This window comes from Pollutibacter soli, from assembly GCA_029269725.1.
Taxonomy (GTDB): domain Bacteria; phylum Bacteroidota; class Bacteroidia; order Chitinophagales; family Chitinophagaceae; genus Pollutibacter; species Pollutibacter soli.
In genome coordinates this window covers 326,036-343,775 of the sequence record JARJHS010000002.1, presented here as the reverse complement: position 1 = coordinate 343,775, position 17,740 = coordinate 326,036, and the positions used below count along the sequence as shown (strand labels likewise).

General features: G+C 42.3%; 15 protein-coding genes and 1 tRNA gene. 9 read left to right on the top strand and 7 right to left on the bottom strand.

The window, feature by feature from the left end; genetic code table 11:
- Positions 1–6: 6 nt before the first annotated feature.
- Positions 7–1,311, top strand: a complete 1,305-nt coding sequence (locus P2W82_RS06005; RefSeq protein WP_336514944.1) for an amidohydrolase family protein — start codon at positions 7–9, stop codon at positions 1,309–1,311.
- Between the two features lie 52 nt (positions 1,312–1,363).
- On the opposite strand, the gene P2W82_RS06000 is transcribed toward P2W82_RS06005, so the two are convergent.
- The 6 genes from P2W82_RS06000 to P2W82_RS05975 form a co-directional block, all read right to left on the bottom strand.
- Positions 1,364–1,861: a SixA phosphatase family protein gene (locus tag P2W82_RS06000; protein WP_336514943.1), complete on the bottom strand. Its 498-nt coding sequence runs from the start codon at positions 1,859–1,861 to the stop codon at positions 1,364–1,366.
- 422 nt (positions 1,862–2,283) lie between these two features.
- Entirely contained in the window at positions 2,284–4,131 is a 1,848-nt protein-coding gene (locus P2W82_RS05995; RefSeq protein WP_336514942.1) for an amidophosphoribosyltransferase, read from the bottom strand.
- 121 nt (positions 4,132–4,252) lie between these two features.
- Positions 4,253–5,608 carry a peptidylprolyl isomerase gene (locus tag P2W82_RS05990; protein WP_336514941.1) on the bottom strand — a complete coding sequence of 452 codons (1,356 nt, stop codon included), beginning with the start codon at positions 5,606–5,608 and terminating at the stop codon, positions 4,253–4,255.
- A 60-nt stretch (positions 5,609–5,668) separates the two neighbouring features.
- Complete coding sequence (gene infB / locus P2W82_RS05985; RefSeq protein WP_336514940.1) at positions 5,669–8,464, bottom strand: translation initiation factor IF-2; 2,796 nt, start codon at positions 8,462–8,464, stop codon at positions 5,669–5,671.
- Positions 8,465–8,577: 113 nt separating this feature from the next.
- Entirely contained in the window at positions 8,578–9,825 is a 1,248-nt protein-coding gene (gene nusA, locus P2W82_RS05980) for a transcription termination factor NusA (RefSeq protein WP_336514939.1), read from the bottom strand.
- A gap of 42 nt (positions 9,826–9,867) precedes the next feature.
- The gene (locus P2W82_RS05975) at positions 9,868–10,299 is read right to left on the bottom strand and encodes an LSm family protein (RefSeq protein WP_336514938.1); all 432 of its coding nucleotides are present in this window, start codon (positions 10,297–10,299) and stop codon (positions 9,868–9,870) included.
- 292 nt (positions 10,300–10,591) lie between these two features.
- Between P2W82_RS05975 and P2W82_RS05970 the strand changes: the two genes are divergently transcribed.
- Positions 10,592–10,843, top strand: coding sequence for a hypothetical protein (locus P2W82_RS05970; RefSeq protein ID WP_336514937.1), 252 nt, complete (start codon positions 10,592–10,594; stop codon positions 10,841–10,843).
- Positions 10,844–10,958: 115 nt separating this feature from the next.
- Here P2W82_RS05970 and P2W82_RS05965 read toward each other — a convergent pair whose 3' ends face one another.
- Positions 10,959–11,597, bottom strand: a complete 639-nt coding sequence (locus P2W82_RS05965; RefSeq protein ID WP_336514936.1) for an HAD family hydrolase — start codon at positions 11,595–11,597, stop codon at positions 10,959–10,961.
- A 120-nt stretch (positions 11,598–11,717) separates the two neighbouring features.
- Here P2W82_RS05965 and P2W82_RS05960 point away from each other — a divergent pair.
- The 7 genes from P2W82_RS05960 to P2W82_RS05930 all read left to right on the top strand — a co-directional run bounded on the left by P2W82_RS05960 (position 11,718) and on the right by P2W82_RS05930 (position 17,738).
- A tRNA-Ile gene (locus P2W82_RS05960) sits at positions 11,718–11,791 on the top strand.
- A gap of 119 nt (positions 11,792–11,910) precedes the next feature.
- The gene (locus P2W82_RS05955) at positions 11,911–12,645 is read left to right on the top strand and encodes an outer membrane beta-barrel protein (protein ID WP_336514935.1); all 735 of its coding nucleotides are present in this window, start codon (positions 11,911–11,913) and stop codon (positions 12,643–12,645) included.
- Between the two features lie 228 nt (positions 12,646–12,873).
- Positions 12,874–14,061, top strand: coding sequence for a GTPase HflX (hflX, locus tag P2W82_RS05950; RefSeq protein WP_336514934.1), 1,188 nt, complete (start codon positions 12,874–12,876; stop codon positions 14,059–14,061).
- A 2-nt stretch (positions 14,062–14,063) separates the two neighbouring features.
- The gene (locus tag P2W82_RS05945; RefSeq protein ID WP_336514933.1) at positions 14,064–14,417 is read left to right on the top strand and encodes a Rieske (2Fe-2S) protein; all 354 of its coding nucleotides are present in this window, start codon (positions 14,064–14,066) and stop codon (positions 14,415–14,417) included.
- A gap of 25 nt (positions 14,418–14,442) precedes the next feature.
- The gene (locus tag P2W82_RS05940; protein WP_336514932.1) at positions 14,443–16,080 is read left to right on the top strand and encodes an ArnT family glycosyltransferase; all 1,638 of its coding nucleotides are present in this window, start codon (positions 14,443–14,445) and stop codon (positions 16,078–16,080) included.
- Positions 16,081–16,148: 68 nt separating this feature from the next.
- Entirely contained in the window at positions 16,149–16,526 is a 378-nt protein-coding gene (locus P2W82_RS05935; RefSeq protein ID WP_336514931.1) for a winged helix-turn-helix domain-containing protein, read from the top strand.
- Positions 16,527–16,661: 135 nt separating this feature from the next.
- Complete coding sequence (locus P2W82_RS05930; protein ID WP_336514930.1) at positions 16,662–17,738, top strand: cytochrome-c peroxidase; 1,077 nt, start codon at positions 16,662–16,664, stop codon at positions 17,736–17,738.
- The last annotated feature ends 2 nt before the right edge of the window (positions 17,739–17,740 follow it).

Below are 17,740 nucleotides of genomic sequence, written 5' to 3'. Positions count from 1 at the left end.
AATAACATGAAAAAATTAACAATCATATTCATAATCATAGCTTTTTTCAGACAGGCATTAATAGCACAGGATGATGTGTACCCCACGCCGGATAATAACGGGCAGTTATTCATTAAAAATGCGGTCATCCATGTAGGCAATGGACAAGTTATCGAAGGTGGATCAATTGAAATCAACCAGGGCAAAATTGTAAAAGTTGGCGCCGGTGTTCCAGTACCTGCAAATGCCAGAGTGATTGATGCTGCGGGTAAGCATGTTTATCCCGGTTTGATACTCTCAAATTCAAATCTCGGACTCGTAGAAATCAATAGTGTTAGAGCAACACAGGATGCAAACGAAATTGGTGATATCAATACATCCATCCGTTCTATAGTCGCTTATAATTCGGATTCAAAAGTCATCAATACATTGAAATCAAATGGTATTCTCCTGGCCAATATTGTACCTGGTGGCGGCTCCATCAGCGGATCTTCAAGTATTGTACAACTCGATGCGTGGAACTGGGAAGATGCGGCTTATGCAATGGATAATGCCATCCACATGGAGATGCCCCGGCTGATTTATATTCCGGGTGCAAGAAGTTTTTTCCAGGGTAATCAACCACAGGGCGATCCGGTAAAAAGAAATCTTGAAAAAATTGATGAGCTGAAATCTTTTTTCCGGGAAGCAAAATCGTATGGATTGCAGCCGCAATCAAAGGAAACCAATCTGAAAATGGAAGCAGTACAAGGCTTGTTTTCAAAAAAACAGAAATTGTTTATTCACTGTGACATCGTCAAGGAAATCCTGGTAGCAGTTGATTTTGCAAAAGAATTCGGATTTGATGTTGTACTCGTTGGTGCAAGCGAAAGTTACCTTGTTGCAGATCTGTTGAAACAATACAATATCGCTGTTGTTCTCAATCAGATGCATAGTCTTCCAACGAGCAACGACGATGATGTTGATCAACCTTATAAAACTCCTGCACAACTGCAGAAGGCCGGAGTATTATTTGCAATAAATGATGCAGATGGTCAAACCCGCGGCCGCAATCTTCCTTTCAATGCAGGAACTGCTGCTGCCTACGGCCTTAGCAAAGAAGAAGCTTTGGCCGCCATCACATTGAATGCAGCAAAAATTCTTGGTGTTGGTGATTTAACCGGATCCATTGAAGCAGGAAAGGATGCAAATATTGTCATCAGCGAAGGAGACATTCTTGACATGCGAACCAGCATCATCACAACTGCACTTATCCGTGGCCGTCAGGTCAGCCTGGATGATAAACACAAACAATTAAATGAGAGATACAAGTATAAGTATGGATTGAAATAAGAGGGAGTAAACAGTACCAGAATACCGGCCGACTAAAACTCCGCCGGTTTTTTTATGCGTCGGTTTTTTTCGGGTATTCAAAAAACCAGAACTCTTTTGAGGCGTTACGAAATTCCTTCCACGTCTTACTCTGAACGCGTACGGCAAATACGCTGCAGGTAGGCATTTCGTCGATTTTTGCAACCTCCATTAAGTTGGCAAAACTGGTGATTCCAGGGTTGTGAGAAAAGATGGCGACGTTTTCCAGTTTGTCGTCAAGATTTTCAATCGTTTCAAAAAACTGTTCTGGTCCTGCTTCATACAGGTTTTCAACATAGATGATCTTCGCTGTATCTACACCATATTTTTCCGCAAATGCCTGGGCTGTTTTCTTAGCTCGTTTTGCGGGACTGGAAACAAAACCGTCTATACTGACTTTTCTGTCCAGCAACCTGCCTGCAATCATAGGGGCATCCCTTTTCCCCCGGTCGTTCAACGGCCGGTCAAAATCAGGGACGCTAAAATTTTCCCAGCTGCTTTTTGCATGACGTATGAGAAGTATAGATTTCATTCCCAAGGATTGAGTTCCCTAAAATAAAAAAGAAGAACAAAGAATTGTTCTTCCCTACCAATATTAATAAGTTTCGTCTCGATGTTTTTTCAGGGTATCGATTGTAATTCAATAACCAAACGGGTCAATTAGGAACGAGGATTTATAAAAACGGGTCCAACCTGCTGATTCATAAGCAAATATTGAGCCAAAAACCAACAGCCAGGCAATACGCAATAGTAGGGAGGCAATAGATATAAAAAAGAAGGTAAGGAGTAGACGGCGGACAGTAGATGTGATGAGAAAATAGTTTAGGAGTACCGGGCCATTGAAAAAGCTGATCGATTCAATATTCAGAGTTAGGGTAGACTTTTTTACTTCAGCCTTCACTCTTCCATCTTTCAAGGACTACCATTCGCCACTCATGGCTCAGCTTTGGCTTCTTAATAACCTCTCACGTCCTTGCCTTCCATGAAATTCATGAAAGCCTTGTTCACCACGCGGTTTCCGCCTGGCGTCGGGTAGTTTCCGGTAAAATACCAGTCGCCAGTATTTGTCGGACAGGAATCGTGCAGGTCTTCAATCGTCTGGTATATCACTTCAACAGGAATTTTCAGATCGGGAGGTGTAATGAGTTCTGCAATTTTTTTGGAAATTTCTTCCGGTGTGAAGGTCTTGTAAATATGCTTGACCAGGTTTTCAGAATGAAGGTTATTGTTGCGCTGCAACTCTTTGCATCGTGCATAAAGCTCATCGAGCAGGCTTTCTCTTCCGCTTTCTCTGAGCAATGTAATCGCGGCCCTGAAGGCGATGAAATCATACATCTTGCTCATATCGATTCCATAACAATCGGGGTATCTGATCTGAGGTGCAGAAGAAACGATGGTGATTTTTTTAGGTTGAAGCCTCGCCAGCATCCGAACGATACTTTCCTTAAGTGTCGTACCTCGCACAATGGAATCATCAATCACAACGATTGTGTCAACATTTTTCTCCACCGTTCCATACGTGATATCGTATACATGCTGTACCATTTCATTACGACTTGAATCTTCTGTAATGAATGTGCGCATTTTTACATCTTTGATGGCTATCTTCTCCACGCGGATTCTTCGGTTGACCATCTCCGCAAGCTTCTCTTCGTCAAAATTTTTATCCCATGCCATGATCTTCTGAATCTTGATCTTGTTCAGGTAATCTTCCATACCTTTTAGCAGGCCATAAAAAGCTACCTCAGCAGTATTAGGGATAAAAGAAAATATGGTATGCTTCAGATCATTGTTGATGGATTTCAAAACCGCACCGCTAAGATGATGGCCGAGCGCAATCCTTTCACGATAAATCTTTTCATCAGAACCTCTGGAGAAATAAATTCTTTCAAAGCTACATGCGCGCCGCGGCTGAGGATCGAGGATCTGTTCAACTTTATAAGAACCATCTGCTTTAATGATCAATGCATTGCCTGGCATCAGCTCCATTACTTCGTTCTCGCCGACATTAAAACAGGTACGTATAGCCGATCTTTCTGAAGCACCAACGATTACTTCATCATCGATATAATAATAAGAAGGACGAATGCCATGCGGATCGCGGATAAGGAATGAATCTCCGTTCCCAAGAATTCCACCAACATGATAACCTCCATCAAAAAGTTTGAAAGATTTTTTCAGCACAGCGGATAAACAAAGATTACCCGGATTCTCTTCATCACCTTTCACCTGGAAATGATGAACGACTTCCATCATTGCAGCGAGGTCACTTTGTTTCTGAAATTCGCCTGGCTCGATATTCGCTAAAGCAAACAGTTCGTCTTTATTTACCAGGTTGAAATTTCCCGCAAGTGCCAGATTTCTTGCCGGGATAGTATCACGTTTTATAAAAGGATGGCAGAATTCAACATTGTTTTTCCCCTGCGTACCATAGCGCAAATGACCCAAAAGAAGCTCGCCCATGAAAGGCAGATTTCCTTTCATCAGACCGGGGTGTTTTTTAATATCCGGCTGGTATTTTTCCAATTCCTGGATCTCCTTTCCAACGGTGGAAAAAATATCCGCAATAGATTGGTTTGCATTACTGCGTAGACGATGTAAAAAGGGATAGCCAGGTTCGGTATTCAGTTTGACTGCCGCAATTCCTGCGCCGTCCTGTCCACGGTTGTGTTGCTTTTCCATCAGGAGGTAGAGCTTGTTCAGCCCCCAGAGCGCAGTACCTCTTTTCTGCAAGTAATAGGAAAACGGCTTTAGTAGTCTGATGAATGCTAAACCGCATTCATGTTGGATTGCATCACTCATGGATTTGAAATGAGAAGTGCAAAGTTAACAGGAAATGCCTGAACTGCAGAGGTATAAATCAGGGCTGAAGAGGGAGATTTTACAGATTAACTTTTCCTTTGTCACCAAAAAGTCTACCACCTTAATTCGAAGCCAGCGAAGGGAACTGTTTGCGGATACCTTCACAACCACTGAATTCCTTATCTACCATAATGTAATAAGTAGGCATCTTGGTCTGGAACCATTTTTCCAATACTTCGTTTTTCTTTTCAGCAAGTGCCAACTGAGCGAGCTTGTTGTAGTCGTCTTTCATATTCTGCCGATGTGGTTCAGTACGACTTTGGAGATAAACGATGCGAACGCCGGTTTTGCCGCGTTCGTCTTTATATGTAATAGGGTGTGAGAATTCTCCGACTTTCAACTTATCCAATTGAGTAACCAACTCTTTATCCAGTTCATCAATAGTCACAAAATTTCCGCCTCTTCCCTGGATGATACCTGCAGTCATTTTACTGTACTCTTCGTCGCTGTACTTTGTTACTGCTTCACCGAAAGTGGTAGTGCCAGCAATCAGGTTGGAACGGACACTATCCAACTTCGCTACAGCAGCTGCCATATCTTCATCAAGTATCTGAGGTGTTTTCAGTATATGAGCTACAACGATATCATCACCGTTACGACTGATCATTTTGATGATATGATACCCGAATTTTGATTTTACCACTGGTGAAATCTGACCTTCTTTAAGACGGAACGCAGCATTCTTGAAATCAGGATCCCAATGTTTATCGGATTTATTCATTTCCATGCGACCGTTATTCTGAACCTTGGAAGGATCTTCAGAATACAAACGTACCATGTTTTCAAAAGATGATTTACCGGATTCAATCTGAGCTTTAATATCAGCTAATTCATCCAGTGTAAATTTCTCCAGCTCCCGGCCTGCTTTTGGAAATAGTACAATCTGACCCACAACAAGTTCTGATTCATAAAAAGGCAAGGAATCTTTCGGAATCTTCTCGTAGTAATTTTTTACTTCCGTAGGAGTAATCTTAACATTCGATACAATGCTATTTCGCATTGCCTGGGCAAGTCTTCCTTCTCGAATTGATTTGCGAAAATCTTCTTTTACCTGGTAAACAGTACGACCGGCAATCTGCTCAAAAGCTTCTTTACCACCGTACTGAGAAATAAAATAACGAATACGCTGATCAAGCTCTGCTTCCACTTCTTCATCAGAAATCGGTAAGGAATCTTTTTCAGCCTGCAGGATCAGTGCCTTATCGGCCATCATCTGTTCGAGAAGAAAGCATTCCGCATTTGGCGGTACCTCTCGTTCCTGGCGCTTCATATCATCGATATAATTAATGATGTCTGACCTGAGTACGATCTTATCACCAACAATACCAATGATTTTATCTGCGATTACCCTTGCCTGCTGAGCTTTCAGACCCATAAAGACAAAAAGGCCAAGGAACAGAAGTACTGACTTTTTCATATCCAAAATTGCTGATTTCAGGTACTGAAACCTTTAGCTCTAATCCTAAATTTATCCTAATTATAAAGTACGCTTGATTTCTTCCTCTTCAAAAGCCTCCACCACATCACCTACGCGGATGTCATTGAAATTTTTGATCGTAAGACCGCATTCAAGACCCGGGCCCACTTCCTTCACATCATCTTTGAAGCGTTTCAAGCTGCCCAGTTCACCCGCCTGGCCTTCACCTTTCGGAAATTCCACGATACCATCCCTGATAACTCGGATCTTATTGTTCCTGGAAATTTTTCCTTCGGTAACCTGGCATCCGGCGACAGTTGCTTTATCAAACTTGTATACTTCGCGAACTTCCACATTGGCAACGATCTTCTCCTGGATCTTCGGCTCCATCATCCCTTCCATCGCACTCTTTACCTCTTCGATAGCGTTGTAAATGATAGAGTACAACTTGATCTGAACTCCTTCAGTTTCAGCAAGTTTATTGGCCTGGCTGGAAGGACGAACGTTAAATCCGACGATGATTGCATCCGATGCAGTCGCAAGCAGTACATCACTCTCGGTAATCTGACCCACCGCTTTGTGAACCACATTAACCGCGATTTCTTCAGTAGAAAGTTTCTGCAAGGAATCACTTAATGCTTCAACAGATCCATCCACATCACCTTTAATGATGATATTCAGTTCCTTGAAGTTACCAAGGGCCAGACGACGGCCGATTTCATCCAGTGTGATATGTTTCTTAGTGCGGATACCCTGTTCGCGGAGGATCTGGGCACGACGATTGGCAATTTCTTTTGCTTCTGCTTCGTCTTCATATACCTTGAATTTCTCACCTGCCTGTGGAGCACCGTTCAATCCCAAAATCAATACCGGTGTAGTTGGCGGCGCTTCATCCTCTCGTTTATTGCGCTCGTTCACCATCGCTTTTACGCGGCCATAATACTGACCACTTACCACGAGGTCACCTGGTTGTAAGGTACCATTCAGTACCAGTACAGTCGCAACATAACCGCGACCCTTATCAAGTGAAGCTTCCACCACGGTACCACTTGCCTCCCGGTTCGGATTGGCTTTCAATTCCAGCAGTTCAGCTTCGAGCAATATTTTCTCAAGAAGTTTATCTACATTCTGCCCGGATTTCGCTGAAATTTCCTGGTTCTGGTATTTACCGCCCCATTCTTCAACGAGTAAATTCATCCCCGCCAGCTGTTCATAGATTTTCTGAGGGTTTGCACCTTCTTTATCCATTTTGTTGACAGCAAAAATCATCGGCACGCCGGCAGCCTGTGCGTGGCTGATAGCCTCTTTGGTTTGAGGCATCACTGCATCATCAGCTGCTACCACAATCACTGCGATATCTGTAACCTTAGCACCACGGGCACGCATCGCTGTGAACGCTTCGTGACCAGGAGTATCGAGGAACGTTATGGTTTTTCCATTACTTACTTCCACTTTATATGCTCCGATGTGCTGAGTGATACCTCCAGCTTCACCCGCAACCACATTTGCATTACGGATATAGTCAAGCAGTGATGTTTTACCATGGTCAACGTGACCCATGATCGTTACGATCGGCGAACGTGGTTCGAGTTCATCTTCTTCATCCTCCTCTTCGGTTTCCTCCATCTCCATTTGTTTTTCCATGTCGATGAATTCCACTTCAAAACCAAACTCACTGGCTACCAGTTCTATAACTTCGGCATCCAGGCGTTGATTGATGGAAACCATGATACCCAGGCTCATACATTTGCTGATAACATCAGCAAAGCTTACATCCATCAGGCTCGCGAGCTCGCTCACACTGATAAATTCTGTCAGCTGCAATTTGTTGTCTCCTTCGCCATCGCCCATCTGCTCTGCCATTTCATCGCGTTTAGCACGACGATATTTGGCTTTCAGGCTCTTACCACGGCCGCCTGTCCCGGCAAGTTTGGCCTGTGTTTCCCTGATCTTATTCTGAATTTCTTTTGAGTCGATTTCTTTTACTTCACGACGCACAACCTTAGTAGCCTGGATACGCGGGCCCTGGCGCTGAGGAGCACCGCCATGTTGCGGAGGACGATTTCCATGACCACCCTGTCCACCAATGTTTTTCTGAATAACAGCTCTTGGCTTGTTAGCCTGCGGTTGTTCTTTCTTTTCGATAGGAATACGCTTTCTTTTGCGTTTCTCATCCATCGGCCTTGAACGGTTTTCCACTTCCACCGGCAATTCAATCTTGCCGATGATTTTGGGTCCCTCAAGTTCAGGTGCTTCTATCTTGATCTTTTCTACTTCAGGCTCTGCTATTTCCTGAACCACCGGCTCTTCTTCCACTAATTCCTCCACTACCGGTGCTGCTGCTTCTTCTTCTATTTCTTCAACAGGCAATTCCTCTTCTTTTTCTTCTACCGGCTTCTTGGTAATAGCCTTTTTAGGTCGGGTGGAGGAGTCAATTGCACTAAGGTCAATTTTATCCAACACTTTCGGACCCTCAAGTTCAGGTGCGTCCAATCTTACTACTTCCGCAGGAGCAACCGCAGCAACTTCTTCCGGAACTTCTTCTTTTACAACAACTGTCTCTTCAACAGGAGCAGTAACTTCCTTCTCTGTACTTTTCTTCTTTATCTCTTTCTTAAAAGTGATCTCTTCCTCATCACGTTTTTTCTTTGCTTCAATGATATTTCCTTTCGGAATTTCAATAGCATCACTTTTCGCCTTAGCCGCCTTGTCCTGAGCGAATTCCTGTACCAGAGAGCGGTACATATCTTCCGTCAGTTTAGAGGTCGGCTTCAGGTCGTCCCTGCTGAATCCTTTGGTTGCCAGGAAATCCACAAGGGTATCCTTACCGATGTTGAATTCCTTGGCCGCAGCCATTAATCTGATGTTTGTTTCTGACATTTATTCTCCTAAAGCTTTGTCGCTTAAGTTTAAAATATTTCGATAACAATAAATACCATTCCTCCCGGGATGTAACCCATCTTTCCTTGTTATCCTTTCTGAAATTCTGCTTCTAATACTTTTCTAAGTTCAATAATTGTTTCTTTTTCCAGGTCTGTCCTTCTTTCCAGTTCTTCCTGGGTGAGTACCAACACGCTTCTGGCAGTGTCGCAACCGATTTTCTTCAGTTCCTCGATTACCCATGGTTCGATCTCATCGCTGAATTCATCAAGATCGATATCGTAATCGTCTTCTTCTCCTTCGTTATCCCTGTATACATCAATATCGTACCCTGTCAGATCTTCTGCGAGTTTGATATTCACACCACGCTTTCCGATAGCCAGCGAAACCTGTTCGGGAGACACAAATACTTCTGCAGTTTTGTTCTCATTATCGAGGTTCATGCGGCTGATCTTGGCTGGGGTCAGCGATCGTTGAATCAATAACTGAATATTATTGGTCCAGTTGATTACGTCGATATTTTCATTTTTCAATTCTCTCACTATTCCGTGGATCCTGCTTCCTTTCATACCCACGCAGGCACCCACCGGGTCGATCCTGTCGTCATAGCTTTCTACTGCCACCTTAGCTCTTTCGCCCGGTTCACGAACGATTTTGCGGATCACAATCAGACCGTCAAAAATTTCAGGTACTTCAATCTCCAGCAATTTCGCCAGGAAAGAAGGATGTGTACGGGATAGAATGATTACCGGGCTGTTATTTTTCATCTCTACTTTCTTTACCACTGCACGGATATTCTCTCCTTTCTTGAAATAATCGGAAGGTATTTGTTCAGATTTCGGAAGAATCAATTCATTTCCATCTTCATCAAGTAATAACACTTCTTTCTTCCATACCTGGTATACTTCAGCGCTGATGATTTCACCGATGCGGTCACCATACTTCTTAACCAGGCTGTTCTTTTTCAGATCGCCGATACGGCTGGCGAGGGTTTGTTTGGCGGCGAGTATTGCCCTCCTTCCAAAGTCCTGAATTTCAACCTCTTCGTACAAATCCTCACCCACTTCATAGTCAGGCTCGATTTTAATTGCGTCGCTGTAGGCAATCTCAGCTAAGGGGTCCTGAACTTCGCCATCGTCAACGATCGTACGTCTGCGAACGATTTCAAGGTCACCTTTTTCTGTATTCACGATTACGTCGAAATTTTCATCCGAACCGTATTTTTTCCGCAGCAGCGTTTTAAAAACATCTTCCAGCACTTTCATCATTGTGGGGCGGTCGATGTTTTCTGCATCTTTAAAATCCTGGAAGGATTCGATAAGGTTTATACTTGCCATAACACTTTCATTTGACCTGGTCCGCCGCGGCGGACAGGGTTTTTAGAAAACGATCTGAATTTTAGTTGTTTTTATTTGATCAAATGGAATGATGTGTTCCACCACTTCCTTTTTTTTGTTTTTGCCCTTTTCTTCCACTACAAAAATCCTGCTGTCTTCCACCTGTTTCAGCAATCCTTCCACTCTTTTTCCATCATTCTGGATCACTTCTACGGTTCTTCCGGAGTTTTTCACGTATTGCCGATGCATCTTTAAAGGTTCATCAAGGCCAGGGGAAGAAACCTCGAGAGAAAAATCGTCACCTGGGAAAAGACCGCTTTCACTGATGGTTTTATACAGCGCTCTGTTGATACTGATGCATTTTTCAATAGTTATTCCCTGGTCACCATCAACATAAACACGGATATTATTTACCGGTTTAATCTTGATATCCACAAGAAAAAAAGCCGGGTCCGCTGCTAAAATCTGATTCACCCAATCCGCTAAAGTTGTTATTTGCTGGTCGTTGCTCATATCCGGGAAACAAAGAAGGGAACGGCTCCGTTCCCTTCTTGCTGATCATTTATCCAGTGCAAATGTAGAAGTTATTCAATTAAAAAAAAAATATTCGCCTAGAGCGACCTAAGGAAATATCATCTTCGATGCAGAATGCAACCGCATTGAATTTTTTCCACTCAACATCAAATGTCCGCCCTTATCTTTTTTAGTCCATTATTAAAATGCTTTAACATCTATCAATTCCCAAAGAAGTTAAATTTGTTTGACCATGATCATTCGATATATTTTTTACGCATTCCTTGTTTATCTCGGATACCGTTTTATTGTCGGCTTTGTAATTCCTGTTTTCAAAACCACCAGGCAGGTCAAGCGACAATTCCGCGACATACAGGAACGTATGCAGCAACAGCAACATGGTGGTGGATATCCTGAGGCAACTCCACAACAAAATACTTCACAGAAAAATTCTTCCGGCAATTCAAAAGTGGGAGACTATCTTGATTTCGAAGAGGTCAAATAAAGCAGGAAGTCCGGATGGTTGAACGTTGAACGTTTAACGTTATACGTTTTACCAACCGTATTAATAGCACTGTATTAGTTCAGACAACTGCCCATAAACAACTAACTATTCAAACTCACTTCAATAAATAATCAAACACCGATTCAATACTTTCCTCTGGCAATAAAAGATGTGTTTGTAATCCAACCGAAGTCGCTCCTTTAATGTTGTCCGCATTATCATCAACAAAAAGGGTCGTCACAGGATTGAGTTGCTGTTCCTCCAATATATACTGAAACCCTTCCGGATGTGGCTTGCGAAAACCGATATCGTGTGAATAGTATGCCTTTGTAAAAAAATCATCCAGGTCAGGATATGCAGATTCTTTTTTAAATGTCTGAGAGAAAGATTCATAATGTATCCGATTGGTATTAGAGAAAAGAAATACCGGCATTTTCTTTTTCAGCTCATGAATGAAATTCAGACTTTCAATTCTGAAATCCAGCAGCATTGCGTTCCATGCGCCAACAATTTCTGTGTTACTCAGGGTTGTTCCGGATTCTTTTCGCAGGCTGGTAATGAATTCTTCTATCTCCGTGTGACCTGTTTCCAGTTTATCAAATAGTGGTGTCGCTTTAAAGACGGTGAATAGCTGATCAAAATGAGGAATGCCCAGGTCGATAAATGCCTGGCGGGTACGATCGGGTGCGAGATTGATTAAAACACCGCCGAGATCGAAGATGACCGCATTAACCGGATGAATAGTTGAATTCATGCCCCGAAATTAAGCATTGACGCGACTTGAAGAATATGCCGGGTTAAGGAATGAACGGAAGCAAAAAACTGCTATTTTTGCTGCCTGAAAAAGAAAACGGTACTTCTGAATTCTTTTTCCGGACCTATAGCTCAGTTGGTTAGAGCACCTGACTCATAATCAGGGGGTCCCTGGTTCAAGCCCAGGTGGGTCCACAATTTCTACTTCAGGTGGGTTAGAATATTACCTGCTCACGGTCAACACTGTGGGCTTTTTTTTAACCTTAACCTTTCATTAACCGGTGGCAAAATACATTTGCCCCTCAACCAGAAATATGAAGCATTGCTTATTGGCTTTTCTTTTATTAGCTTTCTTCACCACTGCAAATGCACAGCAGCTTGATTCCTTACCCGCAGCTAAGCCAGCAAAAAAAGACTGGAGTAAAATCGATCTCAGTCAGCGCTCTGCTGATCACCTGATGATTCAGTTTGGTTATGCAGGCTGGGCGAAAGTTCCGGATACTATAAATATTGGCGGATTTTCCAGAACTTTTAATATCTATTTCTTTTTTGATTTCCCATTCAAGTTAAATCCGCGCTTTAGTGTTGGCCTGGGTGCCGGGTATGGATCCGATAATATCTTCTTCAAAAAGACGCTTGTAGATATTAAAAGCGGCAGTGCAGTAACTATCAGAAAGGATACCATTACTCAATACAAGAAACTGAAGTTACAGACAGGCTATCTGGAAATACCCCTTGAACTTCGTTATTCAACAAATCCTGAGAATATGAATAAAGGTTTTAAGATGGCATTGGGCGTTAAAGTAGGATTGTTGGTTGACGGTAAGGTAAAAGCGAAGATTGACCGTGATGCACAGGGCAATTCAGGTTATATCTATAAAGAAAAAGAAACAAAATATTTTCAGAATAGTCGTGTAGCGGCACATCTGCGCGTGGGATATGGCAACGTCACTGTTTTTGGTCAATATACCCTGACAAACTATTTCAAAGAAGGTACGGGGCCTGCCGTAAAGCCCTGGTCAATCGGCCTGACTTTAAGCGGACTTTAAACCTGGCAGGTGTATTAAACCTGGGAGGTCTAAGACCTCCCAGGTTGGTTATATGATTTGCAGTCAGAACAAGCGGTTCCTAGTACAGAAAGTATATTGTTTATTCTCAAGTCATCTTCGAGGAAGCAAAACCGGCAGCGTTCTGAAAGAAAATGAACCTGGCAGGTCTAAGACCTGGGAGGTTTTAGACCTGCCAGGTGTTATATTTGAAAAACTGAAACAGACGCATTGATTGAAAGAAAACAAATCCAGGATCAGGAAAAAGCGGTTCTTGTGGGTGTCATCCACAAGAATCAAACAGACAGGCAGGTAGAAGAATATCTTGATGAGCTGTCTTTTCTGGCAGAGACTGCCGGCGCTCAGACCTCCCGGAGATTCATTCAGAGACTTCAACATCCCGACAGCAAAACATATATCGGCAAAGGAAAGCTCGAAGAGATCAGGCAGTATGTCCAGGGTCGTGATATCCGCGTAATCATTTTTGATGACGAGCTTTCCGGAGCACAGATCACTAATATTGAAAAGGCGCTGGATATTAAAACGATCGACAGAAGCGATCTTATCCTGGACATTTTTGCCCGTCGTGCAAAAACAGCACAGGCAAAAGCGCAGGTTGAACTGGCTCAATATCAGTATATTCTGCCGCGACTCAGAGGTATGTGGAAACACCTGGAAAGGCTGGGAGGTGGAATCGGTACAAGGGGCCCGGGTGAAACAGAAATTGAAACTGACCGTCGAATCGTAAGAGAAAAAATTTCATTATTACGTCGACGGCTGGCCGAAATTGATAAACAGGCATTCACCCAGCGAAAAGATCGGGGTGAATTTATTCGTGTTGCTTTGGTTGGATATACCAACGTTGGCAAATCAACAATCATGAACCTGCTCACCAAAAGTGATGTACTGGCCGAAAACAAATTGTTTGCAACACTGGATACCACCACAAGAAAAGTTGTTTTCGAAAACACTCCTTTTTTACTGAGCGACACTGTTGGATTCATAAGAAAATTACCTCACCATCTTGTTGAAAGTTTTAAGAGCACGCTCGACGAGGTGAAGGAAAGCGATGTGTTGCTTCATGTGGTTGACGTTTCCCATCCGCAATATGAAGATCAGATCAATGTAGTGAATGCGACACTTGCTGATCTTAAGTGCCATGATAAGCCCATCGTTACTGTATTCAACAAAATGGATCAGTATGAAAAAATGAATATCGACGAGTGGCTGGATGCGGAGGTAAAAGCCACACTGATCAGCGAACTGAAAGAAAGATGGCAGCATGAAACAAATGGCAATGCAGTTTTTATTTCAGCAACGGAACGTGAAAATATAGACGACCTCAGGAAAATCATTCTTGAAAAAGTGAGGGAGTTGTACAGGATCCGTTACCCATACAAAACGGAGTTCCAGTTCTGATCATGGAAGGCAAAAAGTACAATTGGTTTCGCATTGCATCATCTGCGGAAGAATTACCCTTAACCGATTCCGGCGGCCTGTGTGAAATCCATGTAAACAGCAAATCGGTTTGCCTCGCTAAATACAACGATAAAATTTTTGCTTTCCCTGCAAAATGCCCGCATGCAGGTGGATATCTTTCCAATGGTTATATCGATGTACAGGGTAATATCGTTTGTCCGCTACACCGGTATAAATTCAATATGACTAATGGCAGAAACGTGAGTGGCGAAGGATACTATCTGAAAATCTATCCTGTTGAAATAAGAGCTGATGGCATATATATCGGGTTTGAAAAAGGCTGGTTCAACGTTTAGCGTTGAACGTTAAACGTTGTACGTCATGCAAATTTCAGATAAGAGTCTTTACCGGTTTTTACTGTTTCTGGCCATTGCGGTGAATTTCTCAGGTTTATTCCTGATCATTATCGGCCCCGATGGTTCTCTTTATGCTGCCATCTCAAAAAAGATAGCGATGAGTGGCAACTGGCTGGAGCTTTTTGGTAATGGCACTGACTGGCTTGATAAACCTCATTTTCCATTCTGGATAACAGCAGTTTCCTTTAAAATATTCGGTATTAGTTACTGGAGTTATAAGTTACCGGCAATTCTTTTTCTGTTGGGAGGCGCCTGGTACACTTATGCTTTTGCGAAAAAATTGTATAACACGACTGTCGCACTTTGGTCTGTTCTGATATTACTAACTGCACAACACATTATTCTTTCCAATACTGATGTTCGTGCAGAACCATATCTGACTGCACTCATCATGGCTGCTGTCTTTCATTTTTATCGTGTCATTGAAACCAAAATCTTTGTCCAACTTATCCTGGCTTCATTTTTTGCTGCATGTGCAGTGATGACCAAAGGGATGTTTGCGTTAATTCCGATAGCAGCTGCTATCGGAGGGCACCTGGTGATCAAAGGAGATTGGAAAAATGTATTCCACTGGCGCTGGCTGGTTGCAATCGTTTTGATTCTGATCATGATCATCCCGGAACTATATTCTCTCTACTATCAGTTTGACCTGCACCCGGAGAAAACTGTTTTCGGTCAGCAAAATGTATCGGGATTAAAATTCTTTTTCTGGGACAGCCAGTTCGGTCGTTTCTTCAATACGGGTCCGATTAAAGGGAAAGGTGATCCAACATTTTTTCTGCACACGACATTATGGGCATTTCTCCCATGGTCGATTTTGTTTTACGTTGCTATTTTCAGAAAGATTAAAGATGGTATTCAGAAAAAAGAAAACGGTGAATGGTATACAGTCTGCGGTTCCTTAGCTACTTTTTTACTTTTCAGTGCATCCAGCTTTCAGCTTCCACACTATATGAATATCGTTTTTCCTTTTTTTGCGATCATCACAGCAGATTATCTCTTCCGGCTTCATCATATAAAATCGCTCAGGATATTCAATAGAATTCAAACCGGTCTCGTGATACTGATGATCATCCTGGTAACCGGATTGTATCTTATTTATAAACCCGGGCACAGTTCATGGATTGCATTACTCGTCATCGTTATTTTGTTTTTTGCAGCATTTTATATCTCAGCAGGATGGAAAGAAAGGTGGAAGGAAAAAATGATTACGAAGAGTATTTGCGGTGTGGTTGCTGTTAATCTTTTTTTAAACTGGATTTTCTATCCTGATCTATTGCAATACCAGGGGGGAACGAAAGCGGCAGAATACCTCAATCAGCAATATCCCGGAGTTAAAGTAGTGCAGCTCTTTCCTCGTTTCAGCTATACGCTGGAATTTGATCTTGATGCTCCATTGATCACCATTCCGTCATTAGACGATACTTCCGGATTGCAAAAGCCGTATATCCTTTTCATACAAAAAGGAGACGATTCCACTATACTCAGTAAACCCGTTCATGAAGTGAAACAATTTCATGTCAGCAAGCTGAATGGAAAATTCATCTATCAAAAAACGCGGGAAGGACAGTTGTCTTCTTTTCGGTTATACTATGTAAACTGAAAACCCCGGTATTCCCATTGAATTTACTTTAAAAAAGGTGAACTTAGGCAGACATAAAGTTCATACCAATGGCAAAAGCATCTATCAGCAAAATCCTCAAAAAAAAATCAGGTTACAAAGTTGAAGGCAAACTCTGGATTGAATTTGAAGGAGAAAAATATTTCGGTCCCGGTCCTGTGGAGTTGCTTGAAAAAATCGAAAGCACTGGTTCACTGAATAAAGCTGCCAAAGAGATGAATATGTCTTATAAAAAAGCCTTAAAAATTGTAAATTCTTTAAACACGAAGAGTGCCAAACCTTTTGTAATCCTTCATGTTGGTGGAGAAGAAGGCGGCGGGTCAGAAATTACTCCTGAAGCAAAACAAATGATCGCTTATCATACTTCTATGCGAAAACGGTTTGCTGATTTCCTTAAAAAAGAAACCGATCAGATAAAAAAGCCCTGATCATCCTTCTCTGGATCATTCCTGTTTCTGAGCTATCGTTATATATCTGAAAATATAACGATCTTTATTTCCATAAACTCTGGCTTATAAATAGTTATACAATAAAGCTATTTTTTGAATTGTAGCGATATATCCATGGCGCGCTCATCAGTTGCAATAGGGGTAATCATTCTGCTTGTCATTTTGATGAGCCTGCTGAGTTATTTACCTGCACCTGGTTACGAAATAAAATACCCTTCTTATTTCGGCGACCGAATTTTTATTCCTGCAGACAATCCAACAACAGAGGCAGGCGTGAAATTGGGAAGAATGCTTTTTTATGAAACGTCACTATCAAAATCCAATACCATCTCCTGCGCCACCTGTCATCAACAGCAACTGTCTTTTACCGATGGGAAAAAATTCAGTACAGGTGTAGATGGTACAATGCAGAAAAGAAATACAATGTCGTTGGCCAATCTTCTTTGGGTACGAAATTTTTTCTGGGACGGGAGAGCTGCTGGTCTTGAAGAGCAGGCAAAAACACCTTTGACGGACCCGCATGAAATGGGTCAGTCGCTGCAGATTTCTGCTAAGAAGCTCCGCAAGAAACAAGCATACCCTTCCCTCTTCAAAAAAGCATTTAACTCGGATACGATCAAGGAAGCGATGATCGTAAAAGCACTGGCACAGTTTCAACGAACACTCGTATCAGCAGAATCACGTTATGACAAATACCTTCGCGGAGAGTATAAGCCTACAGTATCTGAACTCAATGGTATTGCATTATTTTATGCCGCACCCGACCCGATAAAAGGCATGAGAGGAGCAGATTGCGCTCACTGTCACGGCGGACCAAAAACATATACTGAACTTTTTCAGAATAATGGCCTCGATAGTATACCATCTGATCGTGGTCGTGAGCTGTTCACAGGAAATGATTTCGATCGTGGTCGGTTCAGGGTGGCTACATTGCGGAACATTGCACTGACTGCACCATATATGCATGATGGAAGATTCAACACACTGGAAGAAGTAGTAGATCATTACAATGAACACGTGAGCAATAATATCCTGACAAGTCCTTTTCTACGGAACAGATCAAATGAACTAAATGGCAAGCAACTCGGACTCACGAATAATGAAAAGAAAGATATTCTTGCATTTCTTCATATGCTTACGGACTCCTCATTCATTAGTAATAAAAATTTTTCAAATCCATTTTCAAAATAAAG